18 protein-coding genes are annotated in these 23,355 nt (G+C 75.5%); 14 read left to right on the forward strand and 4 right to left on the reverse strand.

Annotated elements, in window-relative coordinates:
- Positions 1-38 precede the first annotated feature (38 nt).
- Positions 39-2,336 carry a DNA internalization-related competence protein ComEC/Rec2 gene (locus EV699_RS03135; protein WP_132538858.1) on the forward strand — a complete coding sequence of 766 codons (2,298 nt, stop codon included), beginning with the start codon at positions 39-41 and terminating at the stop codon, positions 2,334-2,336.
- A gap of 15 nt (positions 2,337-2,351) precedes the next feature.
- On the opposite strand, the gene EV699_RS03140 is transcribed toward EV699_RS03135, so the two are convergent.
- Positions 2,352-6,050 carry an AAA family ATPase gene (locus tag EV699_RS03140; RefSeq protein WP_132538860.1) on the reverse strand — a complete coding sequence of 1,233 codons (3,699 nt, stop codon included), beginning with the start codon at positions 6,048-6,050 and terminating at the stop codon, positions 2,352-2,354.
- The gene (locus EV699_RS03145; protein ID WP_132538862.1) at positions 6,047-7,279 is read right to left on the reverse strand and encodes an exonuclease SbcCD subunit D C-terminal domain-containing protein; all 1,233 of its coding nucleotides are present in this window, start codon (positions 7,277-7,279) and stop codon (positions 6,047-6,049) included. The genes EV699_RS03140 and EV699_RS03145 overlap by 4 nt, the downstream gene beginning before the upstream one ends.
- 145 nt (positions 7,280-7,424) lie before the next feature.
- On the opposite strand from EV699_RS03145, the gene EV699_RS03150 reads away from it, so the two are divergent.
- Genes EV699_RS03150 through kdsB form a run of 5 tightly spaced genes read left to right on the forward strand, consistent with a single transcriptional unit; the run spans position 7,425 to position 10,388 of the window.
- Positions 7,425-8,039, forward strand: a complete 615-nt coding sequence (locus tag EV699_RS03150) for a MotA/TolQ/ExbB proton channel family protein (protein WP_132538864.1) — start codon at positions 7,425-7,427, stop codon at positions 8,037-8,039.
- Entirely contained in the window at positions 8,036-8,452 is a 417-nt protein-coding gene (locus EV699_RS03155; RefSeq protein ID WP_132538866.1) for an ExbD/TolR family protein, read from the forward strand. The genes EV699_RS03150 and EV699_RS03155 overlap by 4 nt, the downstream gene beginning before the upstream one ends.
- Entirely contained in the window at positions 8,449-9,507 is a 1,059-nt protein-coding gene (gene lpxK, locus EV699_RS03160) for a tetraacyldisaccharide 4'-kinase (protein ID WP_132538868.1), read from the forward strand. Before EV699_RS03155 ends, lpxK begins: the two co-directional genes overlap by 4 nt.
- Positions 9,446-9,625: a Trm112 family protein gene (locus EV699_RS03165; RefSeq protein WP_132538870.1), complete on the forward strand. Its 180-nt coding sequence runs from the start codon at positions 9,446-9,448 to the stop codon at positions 9,623-9,625. Before lpxK ends, EV699_RS03165 begins: the two co-directional genes overlap by 62 nt.
- Before the next feature lie 4 nt (positions 9,626-9,629).
- Positions 9,630-10,388 (forward strand): 3-deoxy-manno-octulosonate cytidylyltransferase, encoded by a 759-nt coding sequence (gene kdsB, locus EV699_RS03170; RefSeq protein WP_132538872.1) that lies wholly within the window; start codon positions 9,630-9,632, stop codon positions 10,386-10,388.
- A gap of 6 nt (positions 10,389-10,394) precedes the next feature.
- Here the strand turns inward: kdsB and EV699_RS03175 are convergent, their stop codons facing one another.
- The gene (locus EV699_RS03175; RefSeq protein WP_132538874.1) at positions 10,395-10,652 is read right to left on the reverse strand and encodes a hypothetical protein; all 258 of its coding nucleotides are present in this window, start codon (positions 10,650-10,652) and stop codon (positions 10,395-10,397) included.
- 210 nt (positions 10,653-10,862) lie between these two features.
- On the opposite strand from EV699_RS03175, the gene EV699_RS03180 reads away from it, so the two are divergent.
- Positions 10,863-11,405 (forward strand): low molecular weight protein-tyrosine-phosphatase, encoded by a 543-nt coding sequence (locus EV699_RS03180; RefSeq protein ID WP_132538876.1) that lies wholly within the window; start codon positions 10,863-10,865, stop codon positions 11,403-11,405.
- A gap of 51 nt (positions 11,406-11,456) precedes the next feature.
- Here EV699_RS03180 and rne read toward each other — a convergent pair whose 3' ends face one another.
- Positions 11,457-14,762: a ribonuclease E gene (gene rne / locus EV699_RS03185; protein WP_132538878.1), complete on the reverse strand. Its 3,306-nt coding sequence runs from the start codon at positions 14,760-14,762 to the stop codon at positions 11,457-11,459.
- Positions 14,763-15,136: 374 nt separating this feature from the next.
- On the opposite strand from rne, the gene EV699_RS03190 reads away from it, so the two are divergent.
- From EV699_RS03190 to EV699_RS03220, 7 genes are all read left to right on the forward strand, one after another.
- Entirely contained in the window at positions 15,137-16,087 is a 951-nt protein-coding gene (locus EV699_RS03190; RefSeq protein WP_132538880.1) for an RluA family pseudouridine synthase, read from the forward strand.
- Positions 16,084-16,755, forward strand: a complete 672-nt coding sequence (locus EV699_RS03195; protein WP_132538882.1) for an HAD-IA family hydrolase — start codon at positions 16,084-16,086, stop codon at positions 16,753-16,755. The genes EV699_RS03190 and EV699_RS03195 overlap by 4 nt, the downstream gene beginning before the upstream one ends.
- Positions 16,752-17,750, forward strand: coding sequence for a S49 family peptidase (locus EV699_RS03200; protein WP_132538884.1), 999 nt, complete (start codon positions 16,752-16,754; stop codon positions 17,748-17,750). Before EV699_RS03195 ends, EV699_RS03200 begins: the two co-directional genes overlap by 4 nt.
- Positions 17,751-17,806: 56 nt before the next feature.
- A complete protein-coding gene (locus EV699_RS03205) occupies positions 17,807-18,421 on the forward strand; it encodes a DUF2760 domain-containing protein (RefSeq protein WP_132538886.1) in 615 nt (204 codons plus the stop codon).
- 146 nt (positions 18,422-18,567) lie between these two features.
- Positions 18,568-20,406: an Hsp70 family protein gene (locus EV699_RS03210; RefSeq protein ID WP_132538888.1), complete on the forward strand. Its 1,839-nt coding sequence runs from the start codon at positions 18,568-18,570 to the stop codon at positions 20,404-20,406.
- Between the two features lie 128 nt (positions 20,407-20,534).
- Positions 20,535-21,935 (forward strand): aspartate aminotransferase family protein, encoded by a 1,401-nt coding sequence (locus tag EV699_RS03215; RefSeq protein WP_132538890.1) that lies wholly within the window; start codon positions 20,535-20,537, stop codon positions 21,933-21,935.
- The gene (locus EV699_RS03220; protein ID WP_132538892.1) at positions 21,932-23,299 is read left to right on the forward strand and encodes a glutamine synthetase family protein; all 1,368 of its coding nucleotides are present in this window, start codon (positions 21,932-21,934) and stop codon (positions 23,297-23,299) included. Before EV699_RS03215 ends, EV699_RS03220 begins: the two co-directional genes overlap by 4 nt.
- The last annotated feature ends 56 nt before the right edge of the window (positions 23,300-23,355 follow it).

Here is a 23,355-nt window from a genome sequence, read left to right on the forward strand (position 1 = left end):
GGCGGCGCGGCCCGCCAGCGGCGCGGCCGGGAGAACGGATGCGTAGCGCGGCGATCCTGTTCCTGCTCGGCGTCCTCGCCCTGCACGGCCTGCCCGAGCTGCCCGACGCGCGCCTCGCCTGGGCGCTCGCCGCCGCGCTGCCGCTCGCGCTGCTGCCGCGCCTGCCGCGTCCGCTGCGGGCGGCGGCGGTGTTCCTCTGCGGCTTCCTGTGGGCGCTCGCGCGCGTGCCGGGCGCGGCGCACGAGCAACTGCCCGAAGCGCTGGTCGGCGAGCCGCTCGCGCTCGAAGGCTGGATCGCCGAACTGCCCGAGCCTTCCGCGCGCGCGACCCGCCTGGTCGTCGAGGTGGCGCGCCTCGCCCACGGCGACGCCGTCGTGCCGTTCCGCGGCCGCGTGCAGCTCGCCTGGTACGAGCCGCCGGCGCCGCTGCCGGCGGTCGGCGAACGCTGGGCCTTCGGCGTGCGCCTGGCGCGGCCGCACGGCTTCAGCGACCCCGGCGCCTTCGACTACGCGCGCAAGCTCTACGCCGACGGCATCCACGCCCGCGGCAGCGTGCGTGCCGAACCCGCGCCGCAGCGCCTGGCCGCCGCCGAGCGCTACCCGCTGACGCGGCTGCGCGCGCGCCTCGCCGACAACGTGCACCGCCTGCTGCCCGATTCTCCGGCCGCCGGGGTGATCCTCGCGCTCACCATCGGCGACGAGTCGGGCATCACCCCGGCGCAGTGGGACACCTTCTTCCGCACCGGCACCGGGCACCTGATGGCGATCTCCGGCCAGCAGGTGGCGCTGATCGCCGCGCTGGTGTTCGCGCTGGTGCGCTACCTCTGGCCGCTGCTGCCGGGCGCGCTGCGCCTGCTGCCGGCGCTGCGCGCGGCGGCGCTCGCCGCGCTGCTCGCCGCGTGCGGCTACGCGCTGCTCGCCGGCGGCGGCCTGCCGGTGCAGCGTGCGGCGCTGATGGTGGCGGTGGCGATGCTCGCGGTGTGGTGGCAGCGCGAGCTCTGGTCGGGGCGCACGCTCGCGCTCGCCCTGCTCGCGGTGCTGCTCGGCGACCCGCTCGCGCCGCTGTCGGCGGGGTTCTGGCTGTCGTTCGGCGCGGTCGCGGTGATCATCCACCTGGTGAGCGGGCAGCGTGACGGGCGCGGCGCCTTCGGCACCGCGTGGCGGCTGCAGTGGGCGATCACCCTCGGCCTGCTGCCGGTGACGCTGGTGCTGTTCGGGCGCCTGCCGCTGCTGTCGCCGTTCGCCAACCTGATCGCGATCCCGTGGGTCGACGTCGCCGTGGTGCCGCTCGCGCTCGCCGGCACGCTCGCCTCGCTGGTCGCCGACAGCCTCGCCGGCGTGCTGCTGGCGGGCGCGGCGGCGGCGGTCGAGGCGCTCATGCACCTGCTCGACGCGCTCGCGCGCCCCGGCTGGTCGGCGCTGGTGCTGCCGACGCCGCCGGCGTGGACGCTCGCGCTCGCGCTGCCCGGTGCCGCCTGGCTGCTCGCCCCGCCGGGCTGGCCGGCGCGCTGGCTCGGTGCGCTGCTGTGCCTGCCGCTGTTCGCCTATCCCTACCCGCGCCCGGCGCCCGGCGGCTACGCCTTCGCGCTGCTCGACGTCGGCGACGGTCTCGCCGCCGTGGTGCGCACCGCGCGGCACACGCTGGTGGTCGACACCGGCCCGCGGCTCGGCGCGAGCGACGCCGGGCGGCTGGTGCTGCTGCCCTACCTGCAGGCGGTGGGCGTGCGCCGCGTCGACACGCTGCTGCTGAGCCACCGCAGCGGCGGCCACAGCGGCGGCGCGCGCACGCTGCGCAGCCACCTGCCGGTGGCGCGGGTGCTGGCGCCGGCGCCCGCGGTGTTCGGCGTGAGCGATGCCGCCGACTGCGCGCAGGGCCTGGCCTGGGACTGGGACGGCGTGCACTTCGAGGTACTGCACCCGCCGCCCGGTGGCCACGCGGTCGACGGGCCGGCGTCGTGCGTGCTGCGCGTGGCCGGGCCGGGCGGCGCGCTGCTGTTGCCCGGCGACATCGACGCCGCCGCCGAGGCCGCGCTCGCCGCGCGCGGCGCGGCGATCCGTGCCGAGATCCTGGTGGCGCCGCACCGCGGCACCCGCACGCCGCGCGACGATGCCCTGCTGCGCGCGGTGGCGCCGCGCTTCGTGCTGCTGTCGACCGGCTACGCCAACCGCTACGACTACCCGCGCCCGGCCACCGTCGCGGCCTACGGCGCGGGCGGCGCGCGCCTGCTCGACACCGCGCGCGACGGCGCGATCCTGTTCGACGTGCCGGCGACGCCCGCCGCGCTCACGCCGCTCGCGTGGCGCGAGGCCGCGCGCCGCCACTGGGACGCGCGCTGACGCCGGCGGGGAGGCTCAGGCGCCCGGCACGCACACCCGGCTGCGCCCGCCGCTTTCGCGCTGCACGCGGATCTGCACGCCGATGCGCTCGCCCATCTCGGCGACGTGCGAGATCACGCCGACCTTGCGCCCCACCGCCTGCAGCCCGTCGAGCGCGTCCATCGCCACCGCCAGGGTGTCGGCGTCGAGGCTGCCGAAGCCCTCGTCGATGAACAGCGACTCCACCCGCACCCGGTTCGCCGACAGCGAGGCGAGGCCGAGCGCGAGCGCGAGCGACACCAGGAAGCTCTCGCCGCCCGACAGCGAGTGCACCGAGCGCGGCTCGTCGGCCATGTCCTGGTCGATCACCAGCAGCGCCAGCGTGTCGCCGACGCGTTCGAGCCGGTAGCGCCGCGCCAGCGTGGCGAGGTGGTGGTTGGCGTAGCCGAGCAGCACGTCGAGCGTGAACTGCTGGGCGTAGTTGCGGAACTTGCGGCCGTCGGCCGAGCCGATCAGCTCGTTCATCTGTTCCCACACCCGGGTGCTCGCCGCCTGCGCCTCGATCGTCGCGAGCAGCTCGGCGTTCGCGCTGCGGCGGGTGTCGTCCTCGCGCAGTTGCAGTTCGACGCCGGTGGCGTGCTGGCGGGCCTGGTCGCGGGCTTCGATCGCGGTCGCGAGCGCCGCCTGCGCGGCGTCGCGCGTGGCGGTGGGCGCCTGCGCCGCGGCATGGGCGGCACGCCGCGCGCGGCGCTCGTCGAGGCGCGTCGCGGCGTCGCGGCAGGCGTCGTCGAGCGCCCGCAGCTCGGCGCGGGTCGCCGCGAGCCACGCGGCATCGTGGTCGAGCAGGGCGCGCAGCGCCTCGCGATCGGGGATGTCGTCGGCGTGCGCCGCGAGCCAGCGCGCGAGCGCGGCGTCGGCATCCGCGGCGGCGACGGCGGCGCCGTCGCGCCGCGCCGTGGCCTGCGCCTGCGCCTCGGTGCACTGTGCGCGCGTGGCGACGGCGTCCTGCAGCACGCCGGCCCGCGCCGCGTGCTCGCGCGCGGCCTCCGTGAGCGCCGCGTCGAGCGCCTTCTCGCAGGCGTCCGCCGGGCGTCCGTCGAGCACTCCGGCGCGCTCGGCGCGCAGCGTGTCGAGCGCCTGTGCTGCCGCGTCCGTACCGGCCTGCGCCTTGTCCACCCACGCCGCGGCCGCGGCGAGCGCCGCCTGCGCGGCCTCGATGCGCAGCGTGAGGTGTGCGAGCGTGGTGCCGGCGTTGCGTGCGGCCTCGTCGCGGGCGCGCCAGCGCCCGGCGTCCTCGCGGCGCGCGCCGTGGAAGGCGGCCGGATCGCGCTGCCAGTGCCCGCGCCAGTCGTGGCCCGCCGGTCCGGCACCGGCGCACACCGCGTCGAGCGCATCGAGGCCCTCGTCGCGGCGCCTGGCGAGCGCCTGCCCGTCGGCGGCCAGCCGCTCGCAGGCGTGGCGGGCCGCGGTGGCCTGCTCGCGCGCGGTGTCGGTCGTACGGCGCGCGGCATCGAGCGCGGCGCGGGCGGCGTCGCGGGCCTGCAGCGCCTCGCGCTGCGCACGTTCGCGCGCGGCGAGCGCGGTGGCCTGCGCCTGCACCGCGTCGACGGCGGCGGCGAGGCGGGCATCGACCTCGGCGTCGTCGGGCGCGGCGAATGCGCCGGCGAGCGGGTGCGCCTGCCAGGCGGCGTCGGCGGCCTCGGCGGCGGTGCGCGCCGCGGCCCGCGCCGGCTCGGCCGCGGCGAGTTCGGCCGCCGCCTGCGCCGCGCGTTCGTCCTGCGTCTGTAGCTCGGTGGCGAGCGCCTGCGCCTCGCGCCGGCAGCGCTCGGCCTCGGCGCGCAGCCCGGCGAGCGCGGCCTGCAGGCCGGGGTCGACGTGCGCCCACGGGTGGCGGGTGGCGCCGCACACCGGGCAGGGCTCGCCGTCGACGAGGTCGGCGCGCAAGCGCTCGACGCTGGCCGCGCAGGCGCGCTCGGCGACTTCCACCGCGCGTTGCGCCTGTGCCTGCGCGGCTTCGGCGGGCGCCAGCCGGGCGCGGGCGGCGTCGCCCCGCTGCAGCGCCTCGCTGCGGCCCGCCTGCCGGCGTTCGGCGTCGGCGTCGAGTTCGGCGCGGCGCCGGCGGCGGGCGTGGCGTTCGTCCCGGCAGCGCGTCGCCGCGGCCAGGGCGTCGCGGCGTGCATCGAGCGCCTGCCGCGCGGCGTCGAGCGCGGCGGGGTCGCAGGCCGCCGCCGCGGTCTCGGCGGCGGCGAGTTCGCGTTCGCGGGCGACCTGGGCCTCGGCATGACGCTCGAGCGCGGCGCCGGCCGCGCCCGCCGCGGCGGCGGCCGCCGCCGCGGCGGGCGCGCGCGCGGCGAGTTCGTCGGCGGCGGTCGCGGCCTGGTCGAGCAGCGTGTCCCAGCGCGCCCAGTCGCTGGCGAGCGCGGCGAGGCCGGCGTGGGTGGCGAGCCAGTCCTGCGCTGCCGCCCGTTCGGCGGTGGCGCTGCTGTGCGCGCGCTCGTGCGCCGCGAGTTCGTCGCTGGCGGTGGCGTGTTCGCGGCGGGCATCGACGAGGGCCTGCGCCGCCGCGGCGTGCGCCCGCGCCTGGGCATCGATGCGGGCATCGAGTTCGCGCGCGCGGGCGAGTGCCGGCGCCGCCGCGCGCCGTGCCGCTTCGGCTTCGGCGTGGCGCTGCGTGGCGGCGGCGAGCGCGGCGTCTGCCGCGGCCCAGGCGTCCTGCGCGGCGGCGTGCGCGGCGGTGGCGGTGGCGAGGGCGGTGGCGCTCGCGGCGTGCGCGTCGCGGCAGCGCCCGGCGTCGGCGAGCAGCGTGCGCGCCGGCTGCGCGCGTTCGACCGCGACGAGGTGCGCGTGCCGGGGGGCGGCCGCGGCCTGCGCCTGCCGCGCGGCGACGAACGCGGTCTCGGCCTGCGCCTCCTGCGCCTGCAGGTCGACGAGCGCGTCGTGCCAGCGCCGTTCGGCGTCGAGCGCCTGCACACGCGCCTCGGTCGCCTGCAGCGCCGCCGTGGCGGCGGCGCCTGCGGCTTCCAGCGCGGCGCGGGCGTCGGCGGCGAGCGGCTGCGTGCCGGCGGCGCGGGCGTGCAGGGCCTGCAGCGCCGCGGTTTCGTGACGCGCGCGCTCGAAGGCGAGCCGCGACACCTCGGAGTAGACGTCGATGCCGGTCAGCGTTTCCAGCAGCTCGGCGCGGGTGCTGTCGTCGGCCTTGAGGAAGCTCGCGAACTCGTTCTGCGCCAGCAGCACCGCGCGCGTGAACTGCTCGAAGCTCAGCCCCAGGCGTTCGTGGATCGCCGCCAGCACCTCGGTCTTGGTGCCGCCGAGCGCCGCTCCCTGCGGCAGCGGCTGCAGGCTCATCTCGGCGGCCTGCAGCTTGCCGTGGCTGCGCTCGCGGGCGCGGCGCACGCGCCAGGTGGCGCGGTAGGCGGCGCCGTCGTTGCCGACGAAGTCGACCTCGGCGTGGCCCTCGGCGCAACCGCGGCGCAGCAGCGTGCGCGGGTCGCGGGGGGTGACGGTCTCGCCGTGCACGTCGGGCAGGTTGATGCCCTTGGCGCTGGCGCGCTGCAGGCGCGGGGTGTCGTCGTAGAGCGCGAGGCAGAGCGCGTCGAGCAGCGTGCTCTTGCCGGCGCCGGTGGGACCGCTGATCGCGAACAGGCCGCTCGACGCCAGCGGCTCGCGGGTGAAGTCGACCTCGAAGTCGCCGGCGAGCGAGGCCAGGTTGCGGCCGCGGATGGCGAGGATCCTCATCGCGCCTCCCCGGCCGCGGCGGCGTGCAGCAGTTCGGCGAAGGCGCGGCGCAGCGGTTCGGGCGCGGCCGCGCCGTAGCGCTCGTGGAAGCGCCGCTCGAACACGTCGACCGGCTGCAGGCGCGCGAGGTCGTCGGGGACGTGCGCGGCGGCAGGGGCGGCGGCACTGCGGCGGGCGTCGATGCGCGCAAGGCGCACCGGGCGGCCTTCGAGCGCGGCGTCGATGCGCGCGCGCAGGTCCGGCTCGGGGGCGTCGAGCTGCACCCGCACCTCCAGGTAGGGCCGCGCCGCGGGCGGGCACGGCGGCAGCGCCAGCGCGGCGAGTGCGGCGAGCACGGCGTCGGGCGGCGCGTGGCGTTCGGGCACGCGCAGCAGCGGCACCGTGCGCGGCACGTGCAGGGCGATCACCTCGCGCACGTGCTCGCCGTCGAGGTCGACGCGCAGCACCTGGTGGCGGTAGTCGCGCTCGGTGAAGGCCAGCGGCAGCGGGCTGCCGGCGTAGCGGCGGGTGTCATCGCCGCCGACGCGCTGCGCGCGGTGCAGGTGGCCGAGGGCGACGTAGGCGATGCGCGGGTCGAACAGCCCGGCCGGCAGCGCCTCGGCGCCGCCGATCACCAGCCGCCGCTCGGAGTCCGCCGACACCTCGCCGCCGGCCATGTGGCAGTGGCCGAGCGCGACGATCGCCTGCCCCGGGGCGCGGCGCTGCAGCGCCAGCTCCAGTGCCTGCGCGTACAGCGCGGCGACGCCGGCGGGGTAGGGGTCGGCGGCGCCTTCCACCCGCGGCACGTCGCCGGGGCGCAGGAAGGGCACGGCGAGCACCCAGGCGGCGCTGCGTCCGTCGCGTGCGCAGAGCGGCAGCAGCAGGCGCTCGACGTCGATCGCGCCGGCGGCATCGCGCACGAGCTGCCCGCTGGCGCGGGCGTCGAAGGCCGCGAGCAGCGGGCCGGGGGCTTCGAGGCGGGCGGCCGAATCGTGGTTGCCGGCGATCAGCACCGTGTGCAGGTGCGGCAGGCGTGCCTTGGCGCGGCCGAGGAAGGCGTAGAGCTGGTGCTGCGCGGCCGCGCTCGGGTTGGCGGTGTCGAACACGTCGCCGGCCACCAGCAGCGCGTCGACGGCCTCGCGTTCGAGGGTGTCGAGCAGCCAGTCGAGAAAGGCCTGGTGCTCGTGGCTGCGGTCGAAGCCGTGCAGGGTCTGGCCGAGGTGCCAGTCGGAGGTGTGCAGCAGGCGCACGGTGGGCGTCTCGCGGTGGCGGCAACGGAGGCGCACGATAGCGCAGCGGCGCCGCCGTCGCGCCGGCGGCAAGCGTGCGCACGCCGCCGGCGGCCGATCCGCTATCATCCGGCGCGGTTGGGCAAGGGCTGGAAGGGAGGTGTGCGTGTTCGAGCTGATCAAGGCCGGGGGCTGGGTGATGGCGCCCCTGATCGCCTGCTCGGTGGTCGCGCTGGCGATCGTCTTCGAGCGCCTGTGGGCGCTGCGCCGTGCGCGCGTGCTGCCGCCGCCGCTGCTCGCCGACCTGCGCCGCTGGGCGGGCGAGGGCCAGTTGCCGCTGCGCCAGCTCGAGGGCGAGTTCGTGCACTCGCCGCTCGGGCGGCTGATCGGCGTCGCGCTCGCCAACCGTCGCCACGGCCGCGACGTGATCAAGGACGTGATCGAGGACACCGGCCGCCACGTGGTGTTCGAGCTCGAGCGCTTCCTCAACGCGCTCGGCGCGATCGCCACGATCGCACCGCTGCTCGGTCTGCTCGGCACGGTGTCGGGGATGATCCGCATCTTCGGCGTGGTGTCGCTGCAGGGCAGCGGCGACCTGCGGCTGCTCGCCGGCGGCATGTCGGAAGCGCTGGTGGCGACCGCGGCCGGGCTGGTGGTGGCGATCCCGAGCCTGATCTTCTACCGCTTCTTCCGCGGCCGGGTCGACGAACTGGTGATGAGCCTGGAGCAGGAGGCGCTGCTGGTCGCCGACCTGCTCGCCGACGAGGCGCGGCGGCCGTGAAGTTCCGCGCGCGCCGCTCCGACGAGCCCGAGATCATGCTGATCCCGATGATCGACGTGATGCTCGTGCTGGTGATCTTCCTGGTCGCGACGACGAGCTTCGTCAACGAGTCGCGGCTGCGCGTCGAGCTGCCGGAAGCCTCGATCCGCGCGAGCAACCCCGAGTCGCGCCGCGTCGAGGTCGGCATCGATGCCGAGGGGCTGTTCTCGGTCGGCGACAAGCCCGCCGGCAGCCGCGCCGAAACGCTGCGCGCGGTGCTCGGCCCGGCGCTCGCCGCCGATCCCGAGGCACGCTTCGTGATCCGCGCCGACGCGCGCACGCCGCACCAGGCGGTGGTGACCGCGATGGACGTCGCCGGCCAGCTCGGCGTGCGCGCGATCGGCATCGCCGCGCTGCCCAAGCCGGGCGAGTGAAGGCGCCGGCCTTCTGGCAGCGCCGCGGCCCCGGCGCCTGCGCGCTGCTGCCGCTCGCCGCGCTGTTCGCGGCGCTGGCGGCGCTGCGCCGCCTCGCCTACCGGCGCGGCTGGCTCGCCGTCGAGCGCGTGCCGGTGCCGGTGATCGTGGTCGGCAACATCAGCGTCGGCGGCACCGGCAAGACGCCGCTGCTCGTCGCGCTGGCCGAACATCTGCGTGCCGCCGGCCACCGCCCGGGCATCGTCGCGCGCGGCTACGGCGGCCGCTCCCGCGACTGGCCGCGGGCGGTCGACGCGCGGGCCGACCCCGCCGAGGTCGGCGACGAGCCGGTGCTGCTCGCCGGGCGCAGCGCCTGCCCGGTGTTCGTCGGCCCCGACCGCGTCGCCGCGGCGCGCGCGCTGCTCGCCGTCCACCCCGACTGCGACCTGCTCCTCGCCGACGACGGCCTGCAGCACTACCGCCTCGGGCGCGACGTCGAGGTCGTCGTCGTCGACGGCCGGCGGCGCTTCGGCAACGGCTGGCCGCTGCCGGCCGGGCCGCTGCGCGAGCCGCCGGCGCGCCTCGCCGCGGCCGATTTCGTCGTCGTCAACGGCGCCGCGCCGGGGGCCGGCGAGTGGCGCATGGAGCTCGTCGGCGACACCGCCCACGCGCTCGACGACCCCGCCCGCACGCGCCCGCTCGCCGACTTCCGCGGCCGGCCGCTGCATGCGCTCGCCGGCATCGGCGACCCGGCGCGCTTCTTCGCCGCGCTCGCCGCCGCCGGGCTCGACTGCGTGCCGCACGCCTTTCCCGACCACCACGCCTACGCCGCCGCCGATCTTGCCTGGGCGCGCGGCGGCACGCTGCTGATGACCGAGAAGGATGCCGTAAAATGCCGCCGCCTCGGCCTGCGCGACGACGCCTGGTACCTGCCGGTCAGCGCCCGGCTCGACCCGCGGCTGCTCGAACGCCTGCTCGCGCGGGTCGCCACTCTCACCCCCGGAGGGGACGACGATGGACAAGAAACTGCTCGACATCCTGGTGTGCCCGGTCAGCAAGGCGCCGCTCGTGTATGACAAGGAGCGCCAGGAACTCAAGTGCAAGGCGAGCCGGCTCGCCTACCCGATCCGCGACGGCATCCCGGTGATGCTGGAGTCGGAAGCGCGGCAGATGGCGAACGACGAGGAGGCCTGAGCCGATGGGTTTCAAGGTCGCGATCCCCGCGCGCTACGCCTCCACGCGCCTGCCGGGCAAGCCGCTGCTGCCGCTCGCCGGCCGGCCGATGATCGAATACGTGTGGCGCCAGGCCTGTGCGAGCGGTGCCGAGGAGGTGGTGATCGCGACCGACGACGCGCGCATCGCCGCCGCCGCCGAGGGTTTCGGCGCGCGCGTGTGCATGACCCGCGACGACCACGCCTCGGGCACCGACCGCCTCGCCGAGGTCGCCGATGCGCTCGGCTGGGCCGACGACGCGGTGGTGGTCAACGTCCAGGGCGACGAGCCGCTGCTGCCGCCGGCGCTGATCAGCGCCACCGCCGCGGCGCTGGTCGAGCACCCGGACGCCGGCATCGCCACGCTGGCCGCGCCGCTCGGCGAGCACGAACTGTTCGATCCCAACGCGGTCAAGCTGGTGCGCGACGCCGCCGGCTACGCGCTGTACTTCTCGCGGGCGACGATCCCCTGGCACCGCGACCGCTTCGCCGCCGGCGCCCGCGAGGTGCCGCCGGGGCTGCCGTACTGGCGCCACATCGGGCTCTACGCCTACCGCGCGGCGGTGCTGCGCCGCTACCCGCAGCTGCCGGTGTCGCCGCTCGAACAGGCCGAGGCGCTGGAGCAGCTGCGCGCGCTGTGGCACGGCATCCGCATCTTCGTGCTCGCCACCGACACCGCGCCGCCGGCGGGCGTCGACACCGCGGCCGATCTCGCCCGCGCCGAGGCCGCGCTCGCCGCCGGCTGAACGCGCTCAGCGCGCGGCGTCGAGGCCTTCGAGCAGCGGGTTGGGGGCGTCGCGCCGCGGGTTCAGCAGCGGCACTTCGAGCAGCTCCGGGCCGCGGTGGCTCGCCTCGCCGTACTGGTCGGTAAGGATCACGCGCGCCGCGTCGAGCGGCACCAGCACCAGCAGCGGCCCTTCGGGCAGCACCTCGAGGACGCGGCAGCGGCGGCCGCAGTAGCGCAGCTCGCGGCCGATCAGGCCGGCGAGCGTGGCGGCATCGATCGACATGGCAGGACCTCGCACGGGCGGGCGTCGAGCATCGCAGCCCCGGCGACGGCCGGGCAAGTGGCGGTGCAGGGGTGGAAGCCCCGGGCTGCGGCAGCCACGCCCGGATCCCGGCCTGGCCCGCAGGGCCATCGGGCCGCCTCCGGAGCGCGCCGCGACGCGTTAAACTGCGCTCACTTCCGCGTCCAGGCGGTTGATTCCATTGGTATACGCATGGGCATCCTCGACCGCTTCTTCCGCCCTGAAAAACCCGACGCTGCTGAGCCGGATCAGTACCTTGCCGGTGTGCTGTTCGTCTGCATGGGGAACATCTGCCGCTCGCCGAGCGCCGAAGGTGTGCTGCGCCAGCGCCTTGCGGGCGCCGGGCTGACGCGGCACGTCCTCGTGGATTCCGCCGGCACCCATGCCGGGCACGTCGGCAGCCCGCCGGATCGCCGCAGCCAGGAGGCAGCGTTGCGGCGCGGGGTCGACCTCAGCCGCCTGCGTGCCCGCCGCCTCGAACTCGCCGACCTCGACCGCTTCGACTACGTGCTGGCGATGGACCTCGACAACCTCGCCGGCATCCAGGCCCTCGCCGAGGGCGCCGCGCACCGCGCGCAACTGGGGCTGCTGCTCGACTTCGCGCCGCAACTGGGGGTGCGCGAGGTGCCCGACCCGTACTACGGCGGGCGCAGCGGCTTCGAGCGCGTGCTCGACCTGATCGACGCCGGCGTCGACGGCCTGTTCGATCACCTGCGCCGCCAGCACCGCTTCTGAGCCGCGCCGCGACGGCCCGCAACGGGCCGTCGCGGGCGTCCACCGTGTGCGTCAGGCCGCCGGCGGCGGACGCCGCTCCGCGTCGGCGTCGGCAGGGGCCGCCGGCGCGACGGCGGTGTCCGCGTCGGCGTCCGGCGCGGTCGCAGTGGTGTCCGCCGCCGCGGCGGCGGCGGGCGCCGCCTCGGCGGCCGTGGTGGCGTTCACCTCGGTGGCGACCGGCGCTTCGGCGGCCGGCGCGGGCACCGGCGCGACCTCGACGGCGGCGGGCGGGGCGTCGGCAGGTGCGGCCTCGGGGCCGGCGTCGGCCGCCGGCACATCCGCTTCGGCCAGCGTCGCCGCGGCGGCCTCGGGCTCGACCGGGGTGGGCGTGCCGGTGTCGGGCGCCGGGGCGACCTCGAACGTCACCGGCAGCGGCTCGACGGCGGCCGCGTCGGCCGGCAGCGGCTCGACGGTGGTTGCGGCGGCCGGCAGCGCCGGCTCGGCGACGGGCGCCTCGACGGCGAGCGCTGCCGCGGCGGCGGGTTCCGGTGCCGGCGGCTCGCCACCGACGGTTACGTCGGGCGCGAGCGGCGCGCTGCCAGGGGGCGCCTCGATGCCGGCGGCAGCCTCGCTCGGCGCCGGCTCGGCGACCGGGGGCTCGACGGGCACGGGCTCGGCCGCCGCTGCCTCGAAGGTCTCGACTGCCGGTGCTTCAAGGGCAGTGGCGGGCGGCGCGGCAGGAGCCCCGGCCTCGGCGGCCGCTGCGGGCGCTTCGCTCGCGGGCCCGGCCGCGGCCTCGCCGGTCGGCACCGCGGGCGGGGCGGCGAGCTCGGCCGGCACGGCGGCGACGGTGCCCGTGTCGGCGAGGGGCGGCGTTTCCGCGGCCCGTTCGCTGACCACCACGGCCGCCGCGGCGGCCGTCACCGCAGCGGCGGCCATCGCGCCGACCGGCTCGCCGATGGCCCGTTCGCTGGCGGCTTCGGTCGCGCCGCTGTCGGTTTCGGTCGGTGCGCCGCGCGGGCGGCGCGGGCGGCCGCTGCGGATGTAGCGCCCGGCCGGCAGCGGCGGGGCGTGTCGCCGTGCCGGCGGCGGCGGCACCTCCTCGCGCGCCGCGGGGGCGGCGGGCACCGGCGCCGCGGCAGCCTCCTCGGCTTCCTCGGCGCCTTCCTCTGCGCTTTCCTCGGTGCCGTAGGCAGCCCCTTCCTCGGCGCCTTCCAGCGTACGCTCGCCGCGCCGACGGCGCCTGCCGCCACGGCGCCCACGGCGGGCGGCACGGGCCTCGTCGTCCTCCTCGGTGGCGGCGGGGGTGGGAGGCACGGTTGCGACCGCGACCGGTTCGGGCGCCGTCGGCTCGACCGCGGGCTCGGCCTCGATCGGCGTGGCGGGGGCGACCGCCACGGGTTCGGCGGGGACTTCGGCCTCCGGTTCGGGGCGCCGTTCGGGTCGCTCGGGGCGTTCGGGGCGTTCCGTGCGCTCGCCACGCTCACCGCGATGGCGGCGGTTGCGGTCGCGGTCACGACGTTCGTGCGGGCTGCGTTCGGCCGGGCGCGGCGTCTCCGCCGTGGCGGCGGCGGGCTCGACGCCCGCCGGTGCTTCGGCGCCGGGGCCGCCGAACAGGTTGCGCCACAGCCAGCGCAGGAAGCCGGGCTCGCCCTGGCCCGCCGCGGGCGGTGGCGCCAGGCTCGGCGCCGGGGCGGGGACGACGTGCGGGGTCTGTACCGGTGCCGGTTTGGGGGCCGGTGCCGGCGTGGCCGGTGCCACCGACTTGACCGCCGCTTCCTCGGTGCCGCCGTTGCCGTTGCCGTTGCGGTGGGCGCTGACCGCGCGCGGACCCGGCTCGGCTTCCTCGCGGCGCACCGCGAGCTTGTAGCTCGCGCCGGCGCCGCGGGTGCCGCTCGCGAGTTCGTCGACGCGCACGCGCTCGATCTCGAAGTGCGGGGTCTCGAGGTTCTCGTTCGGCAGCAGCACCAGGCGGACCTTGAGCCGCTCCTCGACCGCCGCGAGCGCGGCCCGCTTCTCGTTCAGCAGGAAGGTCGCGACCTTCACCGGCAACTGGGCGACGACCCTGGCGGTGCGGTCCTTCATCGCCTCTTCCTCGATCAGGCGCAGCACCGACAGCGCGAGCGATTCGACGCCGCGGATGGTGCCCTGGCCGTTGCAGCGCGGGCACACCACATGGGTGGACTCGTCGAGCGAGGGGCGCAGGCGCTGGCGCGACATCTCGAGCAGGCCGAAGCGCGAGATGCGCCCGACCTGCACGCGCGCGCGGTCCATCTTCAGCGCTTCCTTCAGGCGGTTCTCGACCTCGCGCTGGTTGCGCGGCACGGTCATGTCGATGAAGTCGAGGACGATCAGCCCGCCGAGGTCGCGCAGGCGCAGCTGGCGGGCGATCTCGTCGGCGGCTTCGAGGTTGGTGTTGAGCGCGGTCTCCTCGATGTCGGCGCCCTTGGTGGCGCGCGCCGAGTTGATGTCGATCGACACCAGCGCCTCGGTGTAGTCGATGACGATGGCGCCGCCCGACGGCAGGCTGACCTCGCGCTGGTAGGCGGTCTCGATCTGCGATTCGATCTGGTAGCGCGTGAACAGCGGCGTGCTGTCCTGGTAGACCTTGAGCTTGCCGAGGCTGCCCGGCATGACGTTCTGCATGAACTCGCGCGCCTGGTCGGCGACCGCCGGCGCGTCGACGAGGATCTCGCCGATGTCGCCGCGCAGCAGGTCACGCAGCGCGCGGATGATGATGTTGCTCTCCTGGTAGACGAGCAGCGGTGCCTTGCGGCTCTGCGCGGCCTCCTCGATCGCCCGCCACAGGTTCAGCAGGTAGTCGAGATCCCACTGCAGCTCTTCGGTGGAGCGACCGACGCCGGCGGTGCGCACGATCAGCCCCATGCCCTCGGGCACGTCGAGTGCCGCCATCGCCTCACGGATCTCCTGGCGATCCTCGCCCTCGATGCGCCGCGACACCCCGCCGGCACGCGGGTTGTTCGGCATCAGCACGAGGTAGCGGCCGGCGAGCGAGACGAAGGTGGTGAGCGCGGCGCCCTTGTTGCCGCGTTCCTCCTTCTCGACCTGGACGACGATCTCCTGGCCCTCGCGGATCGCCTCCTTGATGCTCGGGCGGCTGCCTTCGGCGAGCGCGGCCGGCTGGAAGTAGCTGCGGGCGATCTCCTTGAACGGCAGGAAGCCGTGGCGCTCGGCACCGTAGTCGACGAACGCGGCCTCGAGGGAGGGTTCGACGCGGGTGATGCGGCCCTTGTAGACGTTGGACTTCTTGGTTTCGCGGGAGGGGGTTTCGATGTCGAGATCGTAGAGCTTCTGGCCATCCACGAGGGCCACGCGCAACTCTTCCTGCTGAGTTGCATTGATCAGCATGCGCTTCATGTGCGGGATGTTCTCCGGCGCTCGACCACACATCCCGCGTTGTCGCCGGAGGCACGTCGGGATGGAACGGGGGAGGACAGGGGGCGGCGATCCGAGCGGCGGATCGATACGGCGACGCCCTGGCATCGAACCTCGCCATCCGCGGGGCGGGGAGTGGGAGCACGGCTGGTCATCGCTCGGGATCGGGAGGGTTGAGCGATGGGATAACCCTTTTGGCACCCGCCGCGCGTGACGCGGCGGCGTGAACCGGAAACTTGCTGTCGTTTCACAACGACCACACCGGCATACGCAGCCGGCCGGCGACAACGGCACGAAATATAACAGTCACCTGCATCGCCTTCAAATGGGGGGACCGGCTGGTTATGATCCGGTCCATGACCAGTCCCGATGCTCCCGTCGGTGTGCGCTTCGTCGAGGTCTCCGCCGATCACGACGGCCAGCGCATCGACAACTTCCTGCTCCGCATCCTCAAAGGCGTGCCCAAGAGTCTCGTCTACCGCTGCCTGCGCAAGGGCGAAGTGCGCGTCAACAAGGGCCGTTCCCGACCGGATCACCGCCTGCACGCCGGCGACGTGGTGCGCATCCCGCCGCTGCGCGTCAGCGCCGACGACAACGTCGAGCGGACCGTGCCGTACGCGCTCGCCGAGCGCCTGGAAGCCGCCGTGCTGTACGAGGATCGCGACGTGCTGGCGCTCGACAAACCCGCCGGCATCGCTGTGCACAAGGGCAGCGGCGTGCACTTCGGGGTGATCGAGGCGCTGCGGATGACGCGCCCCGAGGGCTTCCTCGAACTCGCGCACCGGCTCGACCGCGACACCAGCGGCGTGCTGCTGCTCGCCAAGTCGGCGACCGCGCTGCGCGCGATCCACGATGCGCTGCTGTCGCGCAGCTCGACCAAGCGCTACCTCGCCTTCGTCCGCGGCCAGTGGGCGCGCGGCACCTGCGTCGTCGACGCGCCGCTGCGCAAGGGCATCGTGCGCGGCGGCGAGCGCATGGTCGAGGTGGCCGAGGACGGCAAGCCGTCGCTGTCCCGCTTCCGCCCGATCCAGCAGTACCGCCACGGGGCGCTGGTGGAGGTCGAGATCGACACCGGCCGCACCCACCAGATCCGCGTGCACGCCGCGCACCTCGGCCACCCGCTCGCCGGCGACGACAAGTACGGCGACGCCGCCTTCAACCGCGTGCTGGCGGGCTACGGCTGCCGGCGCCTGTTCCTGCACGCGCAGTACCTGAGCCTGCCGCTCGGCGGGCGCGACCTCGACCTGTCGGCGCCGCTCGCGCCGGAGCTCGCCGCGCTGCTCGACGCGCTCGGGGGCGGCGCATGACGCGGCGCTTCGACCTGCTGGTGTTCGACTGGGACGGCACCCTGATGGATTCCGAGTACCGCATCGTCGCCTGCCTGCAGGCGGCGATCGCCGAGCTCGGGCTGCCGCCGCGCAGCGCCGCCGAGGCCCGCCACATCATCGGGCTCGGGCTGCTCGAGGCCTGCGCGGCGCTGTACCCCCAGCACCCGGCGGTCGCGCACGCGGCGCTGGCCGAGGCGTACAAGCGCCAGTTCCTGCAGCACAGCCGCGTCGAGATGCGCCTGTTCGACGGCGCCGCGGAGGTCGTCGGGCAGCTCGCCGCGGCGGGCTACCGGCTCGCGGTCGCCACCGGCAAGAGCCGCGCCGGGCTCGCGCGCGCCTTCGCCGAAACCGGCCTGGCGCCGCTGTTCGAGGCGAGCCGCTGCGCCGACGAGACCGCCTCCAAGCCCGATCCGCTGATGCTGCACGAACTGCTCGACGAGCTCGACGTGGCGCCGGCGCGCGCGGTGATGATCGGTGACACCGCCTTCGATCTGGCGATGGCGCAGGCCGCCGGAGTTCCCGGCATCGCCGCCACCTACGGCGTGCACGGGCGCGAGCACCTGGCGGCACACGCGCCGCTGGCCTGGCTCGATGCGATCACCGAGCTGCCCGCCGTGCTCGATCGGCTCGCGCAGGCGCCGGCATGAGCGAGAACTGGGACGGCCCGCCGGTAGCGCCGCCGGCTCCGCCCGCCCGGCCGACCAGCGAGGGGCGCGCGCTCGAGTTGCTGGCCGAAGTCGCGATGGCGGCGGTGACGGAGCGCCGGCGCGCCCGGCGCTGGTCGCTGTTCTTCCGCTTCCTGTGGGCGGGGCTGTTCGCCGCGCTCGCCTTCGGCCTGATCGGGCGTGCCTTCGAACCCGACGCCGGCGTCGCCAAGCGGGGGCGGTACACCGCGGTGGTGAACGTCGAGGGCCTGATCGCCGACGGCACCGAGGCGAGCGCCGACAACGTCCTGCTCGGCCTGCGCCGCGCGCTGCAGGACAGCGCCACCGCCGGGGTGATCCTCGCCATCAACAGCCCCGGCGGCAGCCCGGTGCAGGCCGGGCAGATGTTCGACGAGATCCTGCGCCTGCGCGCCGCCCACCCGAAGATTCCGGTGTACGCGGTGATCGCCGATGCCGGCGCGTCGGGCGGCTACTACGTGGCCGCCGCCGCGCAGTCGATCTACGCCGACAAGGCGAGCATCGTCGGCTCGATCGGCGTGCGCGCCGACGGCTTCGGCTTCGTCGGCACCCTCGACAAGCTCGGCGTCGAGCGCCGCCTGCTCACCGCGGGCGCCAACAAGGCGCTGCTCGATCCGTTCAGCCCGCAGCGCCCCGAGCAGGTGGCGTTCATGCAGGGCCTGCTCGACCAGATCCACCGCCAGTTCATCGATGCCGTGCGCAAGGGGCGCGGTGCGCGCCTGCAGGAGTCGCCCCAGCTCTTCAGCGGGCTGGTGTGGACCGGCGAGCAGGCCGTCGGCCTCGGGCTGGTCGACGGCCTCGGCAGCGTGCGTTCGGTCGCCCGCGACGTGATCGGCGTCGAGCAGACCCGCGACTTCACCCACCGCGAGCGCGTGGTCGAGCACCTGCTCGGCCGCGTCGAGGCCGCTTCCGGGCGCGTCCTCGCCCGCGTGCTCGGTCTCGATCCACCGCTGCAATGACCGTTGCGCCCCGCGCGTGCGCCGCGGGGGCGTTCCAGCCAGACCCGGAGCTTTTCATGTCGGAACCCAACCCTTCGTTCTTCGAACGCTGCTTCCTCGCCTTCAGCGCCTTCGGCCGCACGCTGTGCTCGGGGGCCTTCGCCGCCGGCGTCGCGCGCCTGCGCAGCGGCGAAGCGCCGCCGCCGGCCGCCGAGCCGCTGCCCCCCGTCGTCGCGACGCCGGTGCCGGCCGCGCCGGAGCCGGTCGCACCGCCTGCGCCCGCCCGCGAACCCGCGCCGGTACTGAAGGAGGCGAGCCCCGACGCGGCGTTGCAACTGCTCGGCCTGCTGCAGCAGGACGGGCGCTTCGTCGATTTCCTCGAAGAGGACGTCGCCGGCTACTCCGACACCGACATCGGCGCCGCGGCGCGGGTGGTGCATGCCGGGTGCCGCAAGGTGCTGCGCACGCACTTCACGCTTGCCCCGGTGCGCAGCGAGAACGAGGGCAGCCGCCTCAGCGTGCCCGCCGGCTTCGATGCGTCGAGCCTGCGCCTGACCGGCAACGTGGTCGGCGCCGCGCCGTTCAACGGTACCCTGGTGCACCGCGGCTGGCGCGTCACCGAGGTGCGCCTGCCACGGCTCGCCGAAGGCCACGCGGTGAGCGTGATCGCCCCGGCCGAGGTCGAACTCTGAGCATCCCGCGCCACGCCGCTGCCGCGGCCGTGGTGCTCCGCTCGACGCCGGTCGCCGCACCCCGCGCGGCCGGCACGTCAGGGGCCGTAGCGTGCCACCCGCACGCGGCCCTACCGGTTCACCCCCTCCTGATGGACGCCTGACCCATGAATGAACAGCGCTTTACCGTCGGCATCGACCTCGGCACCACGCACTGCGTGATGGCCGCCGTGGACCTCGAGCGGGAGGTCGACACCGAGCCCGTCCCCGAACTCGTCGAGATCGCGCAGCTCACCGGCCCGGGGGCGGTGGAGGCGCGCACGCTGCTGCCGTCCTTCCTCTACCTGCCGCACCCCGACGAACTCGCCGCCGGCGACCTCACGCTGCCGTGGGGGGCGAGCGAGGGCTTCGCGGTCGGCGAACTCGCCCGCAGCCTCGGCACGAAGACGCCGCTGCGGCTGGTGTCGAGCGCGAAGAGCTGGCTGTGCCACCCGGGCGTGGACCGGCGCGGCGCGATCCTGCCGGTCGAGGCGCCCGCGGAGGTCGCCCGCGTGTCGCCGTTCGCCGCCAGCGTGCGCTACCTCGAACACCTGCGCAGCGCCTGGGACGCCGGTCACGCCGAGGCGCCGCTCGCCGCGCAGTCGGTGATCCTGACCGTGCCGGCCTCGTTCGACCCGGCGGCGCGCGAGCTCACCGCCGAGGCCGCGCGCGCGGCCGGTCTCGCCGACTTCACGCTGCTCGAAGAGCCGCAGGCGGCGCTGTACGCGTGGATCGAGGCGACGGCCGGCGGCTGGCGCAAGCAGGTCAAGCTCGGCGACGTGATCCTGGTGGTCGACGTCGGCGGCGGCACCGCCGACTTCTCGCTGATCGCCGTCACCGAGCGCGATGGCGAACTGGCACTGACCCGCGTCGCGGTCGGCGACCACATCCTGCTCGGCGGCGACAACATGGATCTCGCGCTCGCCCACGTGCTGCGCGCCAAGCTCGCCGCCGCCGGCACCCAGCTCGAACCCTGGCAGGTCAACGGCCTGGTGCACGGCTGCCGGGCGGCGAAGGAGCAGATCCTCGCCGACGCCGGCGTGCAGGCGGTGCCGGTGGTGGTGCCGAGCCGCGGTTCGCGCCTGATCGGCGGCACGCTGCGCACCGAGCTCACGCGCGAGGAGGTCGAGCGCACGCTGGTCGAGGGCTTCTTCCCGGTGGTGGGCGCCGACGCCCGCCCGGCGGTGCGCGCGCGTGCCGGTCTGACCAAGCTCGGCCTGCCCTACGCGCAGGACGCCGGCGTCACCCGCCACCTGGCCGCCTTCCTCGCCCGTCAGCTCGATGCCGCCGCCGCCTGCGGGGTGACGCTGCCGGCGCAGGCGAGCTTCCTGCACCCGACCGCGGTGCTGTTCAACGGCGGCGTGTTCAAGGCCGGGGCGCTCGCCACGCGCGTGCTCACCACCCTCAACGCCTGGCTCGAAGCCGAAGGCGCGCCGCCGGTGCGGGCGCTGCCCGGCATCCACCTCGACCACGCGGTCGCGCGCGGAGCGGCCTACTACGGCGGCGTGCGGCGCGGGCGCGGCGTGCGCATCCGCGGCGGCACGGCGCGCGCCTACTACGTCGGCGTGGAGAGCGCGATGCCCGCGGTGCCGGGGCTGGAGCCGCCGCTCGAAGCGCTGTGCCTGGCGCCGTTCGGCATGGAGGAGGGGACCGAAGCCGCGCTGCCGCCGCAGGAGGTCGGACTCGTGGTGGGCGAGCCGGTGCGCTTCCGCTTCTTCGGCTCCAGCACCCGGCGCGAGGATGCCGTCGGCACGGTGCTGGAGTTCTGGCGCGACGAGGAACTGGAGGAGCTGCCGGCGATCGAGGCGACTCTGCCCGCCGAAGGCCGCACCGCCGGCGACGTCGTGCCCGTGCACCTGCACGCGCGCGTCACCGAGATCGGCACGCTCGCGCTCGAGGCCGTCAGCCGCGACGGCGCCGAGCGCTGGAAGGTCGAACTCGACGTGCGTGGCGAGGATGCCGCCTGAGTCGGCGCAGCGCCGGCAAGCGAGGTGAGTGATGCTCGCTGAAATGTGATCAAAATTTCTGGGCAGGGGTTCACACAAGCCCCTGTTCCGGTGTACATCTGTGCTCTCATACCATCTGGAGAGAGCCCATGTATGATCACATTACCTTCGAAATCACCGAACTCATCGCCGGCATCCGCGCCGATGCGCTGGCGGCGCTCACCGCCCGCGAGCGCGCCCGCTTCGCCGCCGGGCGCCCGCGCAGCCGCGAACTCGCCGAAGCTGCGCGCGCCGTCCTGCTCGACGGCGTGCCGATGCACTGGATGCTCGACTGGGGCACGCCCTTCCCGCTGTTCCTTGAAGCCGCCCGCGGCGCCGGCTTCACCGACGTCGACGGGCACCACTACGCCGATTTCTGCCTCGGTGATACCGGCGCGATGTTCGGCCATTCACCGGAACCGGTCGCCGCGGCGATCCGGGCGCGCGCCGACCGCGGCCTGACCGCGATGCTGCCGACCGCCGACGCGATCGCCGTCGGCCGCCTGCTGCAGGAGGCTTTCGGTCTGCCGTACTGGCAGGTGGCGACCACCGCATCGGACGCCAACCGCTTCGCGCTCAGGGTGGCGCGCGCGGTGACCGGGCGCCCGCGCATCCTGGTGTTCAACGGCTGCTACCACGGCGCGGTCGACGAGACCTTCGTGCGCCTGCGCGACGGCCGCGCGGTGCACCGCCCGGGCCTGCTCGGCCAGGCCGCCGACCTCACCACACTCGCCCGGGTGGTCGAGTTCAACGATCTCGACGCGCTCGAAGCGGCGCTGCGCGACGGCGACGTCGCCGCGGTGATCACCGAGCCGGCGCTGACCAACATCGGCATCGTGCTGCCCGAGCCGGGCTTCCACGCCGGCCTGCGCGCGCTGACGCGCCGCTACGGCACGCTGCTGCTGATCGACGAGACCCACACCATCAGCACCGGCTACGGTGGCTACACGCGCACCCACGGGCTCGAACCCGACCTGTTTGTGCTCGGCAAGCCGATCGCCGGCGGGCTGCCGGCCGCGGTGTGGGGGTGCTCGGCGGAGGTGGCGACGCGGTTGCGCGCGGTGCGCGCGAGCGTCGACGGCGGCCATTCGGGCATGGGCACGACGCTGTCGGCGAACGCCTTCACCCTCGCCGCGATGCGCGCCAACCTCGAAGCGGTGATGACGCCCGCGGCCTACGCGCGGATGCTGCCGCTCGCCACGCGCCTCGCCGACGGCATCGCCGGCGTCATCCGCGCGCGCGGGCTGCCGTGGTTCATCACCCGGCTCGGCGCGCGCGCGGAGTTCGGCTTCCTGCCGACGCCGCCGCGCAACGGCACCGAGGCCGCCCACGCGAGCATCCACGCGCTCGAGCACGCGCTACACCTTTATCTGCTGAACCGCGGCGTGCTGATCACGCCGTTCCACAACATGACCCTGGTCTGTCCCGATACGCGCAGCGAGGACGTCGAACGCCTCGTCGCCACGCTCGGCACCTGCCTGGACGAACTGCTCGCCGGAGGTGGCGCATGAACGGTATCCCGCATTCCGCGACCGAGGCCGAGGCCTTCCTCGCCGCGCATCCCGAGGTCGACGCCATCCAACTGCTGTTCACCGACCTCAACGGCATCCAGCGCGGCAAGACCGTGCGCCGCCACGAGCTCGCGCCGATCTACGCGCAGGGGCGCTACCTGCCGTGCACGATCTTCGGCCTCGACCTGCTCGGCCACGACGTCGATGCCGCCGGCCTCGCCTGGGAGAACGGCGACGCCGACAAGCTCTGCCTGCCGGTGCCGGGCACGCTGGTGCCGATGCCGTGGGCACCGGTGCCGAGCGCGCAGGCGCTGATCTCGCTGTACGAGCTCGACGGCACGCCGGTGGCCGGCGATCCGCGCCACGCGCTGGTGCGCGCGGTCGAGCGCCTGCAGGCGCTGGGCTACACGCCGGTGGTGGCGGCGGAGCTCGAGTTCTACCTGCTCGACGCCGAGAGCGTGCGCGCCGGACGGCCGCGCCCGTACAACGGCGAGGCCGGCGGCACCGACAACACCCGCGTGTACGAACTCGCGCCGCTCGACGAACTCGCGCCGCTGCTCGCCGAGCTGCACGCGGCGGCCGATGCGCAGGGCATCCCCAGCGAGACGACGATCTCGGAGTTCGCGCCGGGGCAGTTCGAGATCACGCTGCACCACCGCGCCGATGCGCTGCGCGCGGTCGACGAGGCGGTGATGTGGAAGCGCCTGGTGCGCGGCGTGGCGGCGAAGCACGGCCTGGTTGCCACCTTCATGGCCAAGCCCTTCGGCGGCACCTCGGGCAGCGGGCTGCACATCCACACCAGCCTCAACGACGCCGCCGGCCACAACGTGTTCGCCGCCGAGGACCCCGCCGGCACGCCGCTGCTGCGCCACGCCGTCGGCGGGATGATGGCGACGATGGCCGAGGCGATGGCGGTGTTCGCGCCCAACGCCAACTCGTACCGGCGCTTCCGTGCCAACAGCTACGCCCCGGTGGCGGCGAGCTGGGGCATCAACAACCGCACCGTGAGCCTGCGCGTGCCGGTCGGGCCGGCGCCGAGCCGCCACGTCGAGCACCGCGTGGCCGGCGCCGACGCCAACCTCTACCTGGCCTTCGCCGCGGTGCTGACGGCGATCCACCAGGGGCTGACCGAACGGCTCGACCCGGGGGCGCCGCTGGTCGGCAACGGCTATGCGCAGGGCGGTGCGCCGCTGCCGATCCACTGGCCGGACGCCCTCGAGCGCGCCGAGCGCTCGGGGTTCCTGCGCGAGGCGCTGGGCGAGGGGCTGCGGGCGCTGTTCTGCGCGACCAAGCGCCAGGAGTGGGAGAAGTTCAACGCCACCGTCAGCGACGTCGACTACCAGTGGTACCTGCGCACCGCGTGACGTGCCGCGGCCGCAACGCGCCGCCGGGGCGGGGGACGCGAGCCCCCGCCCCGGCG

It is taken from the genome of Plasticicumulans lactativorans (assembly GCF_004341245.1).
GTDB lineage: Bacteria > Pseudomonadota > Gammaproteobacteria > Competibacterales > Competibacteraceae > Plasticicumulans_A > Plasticicumulans_A lactativorans.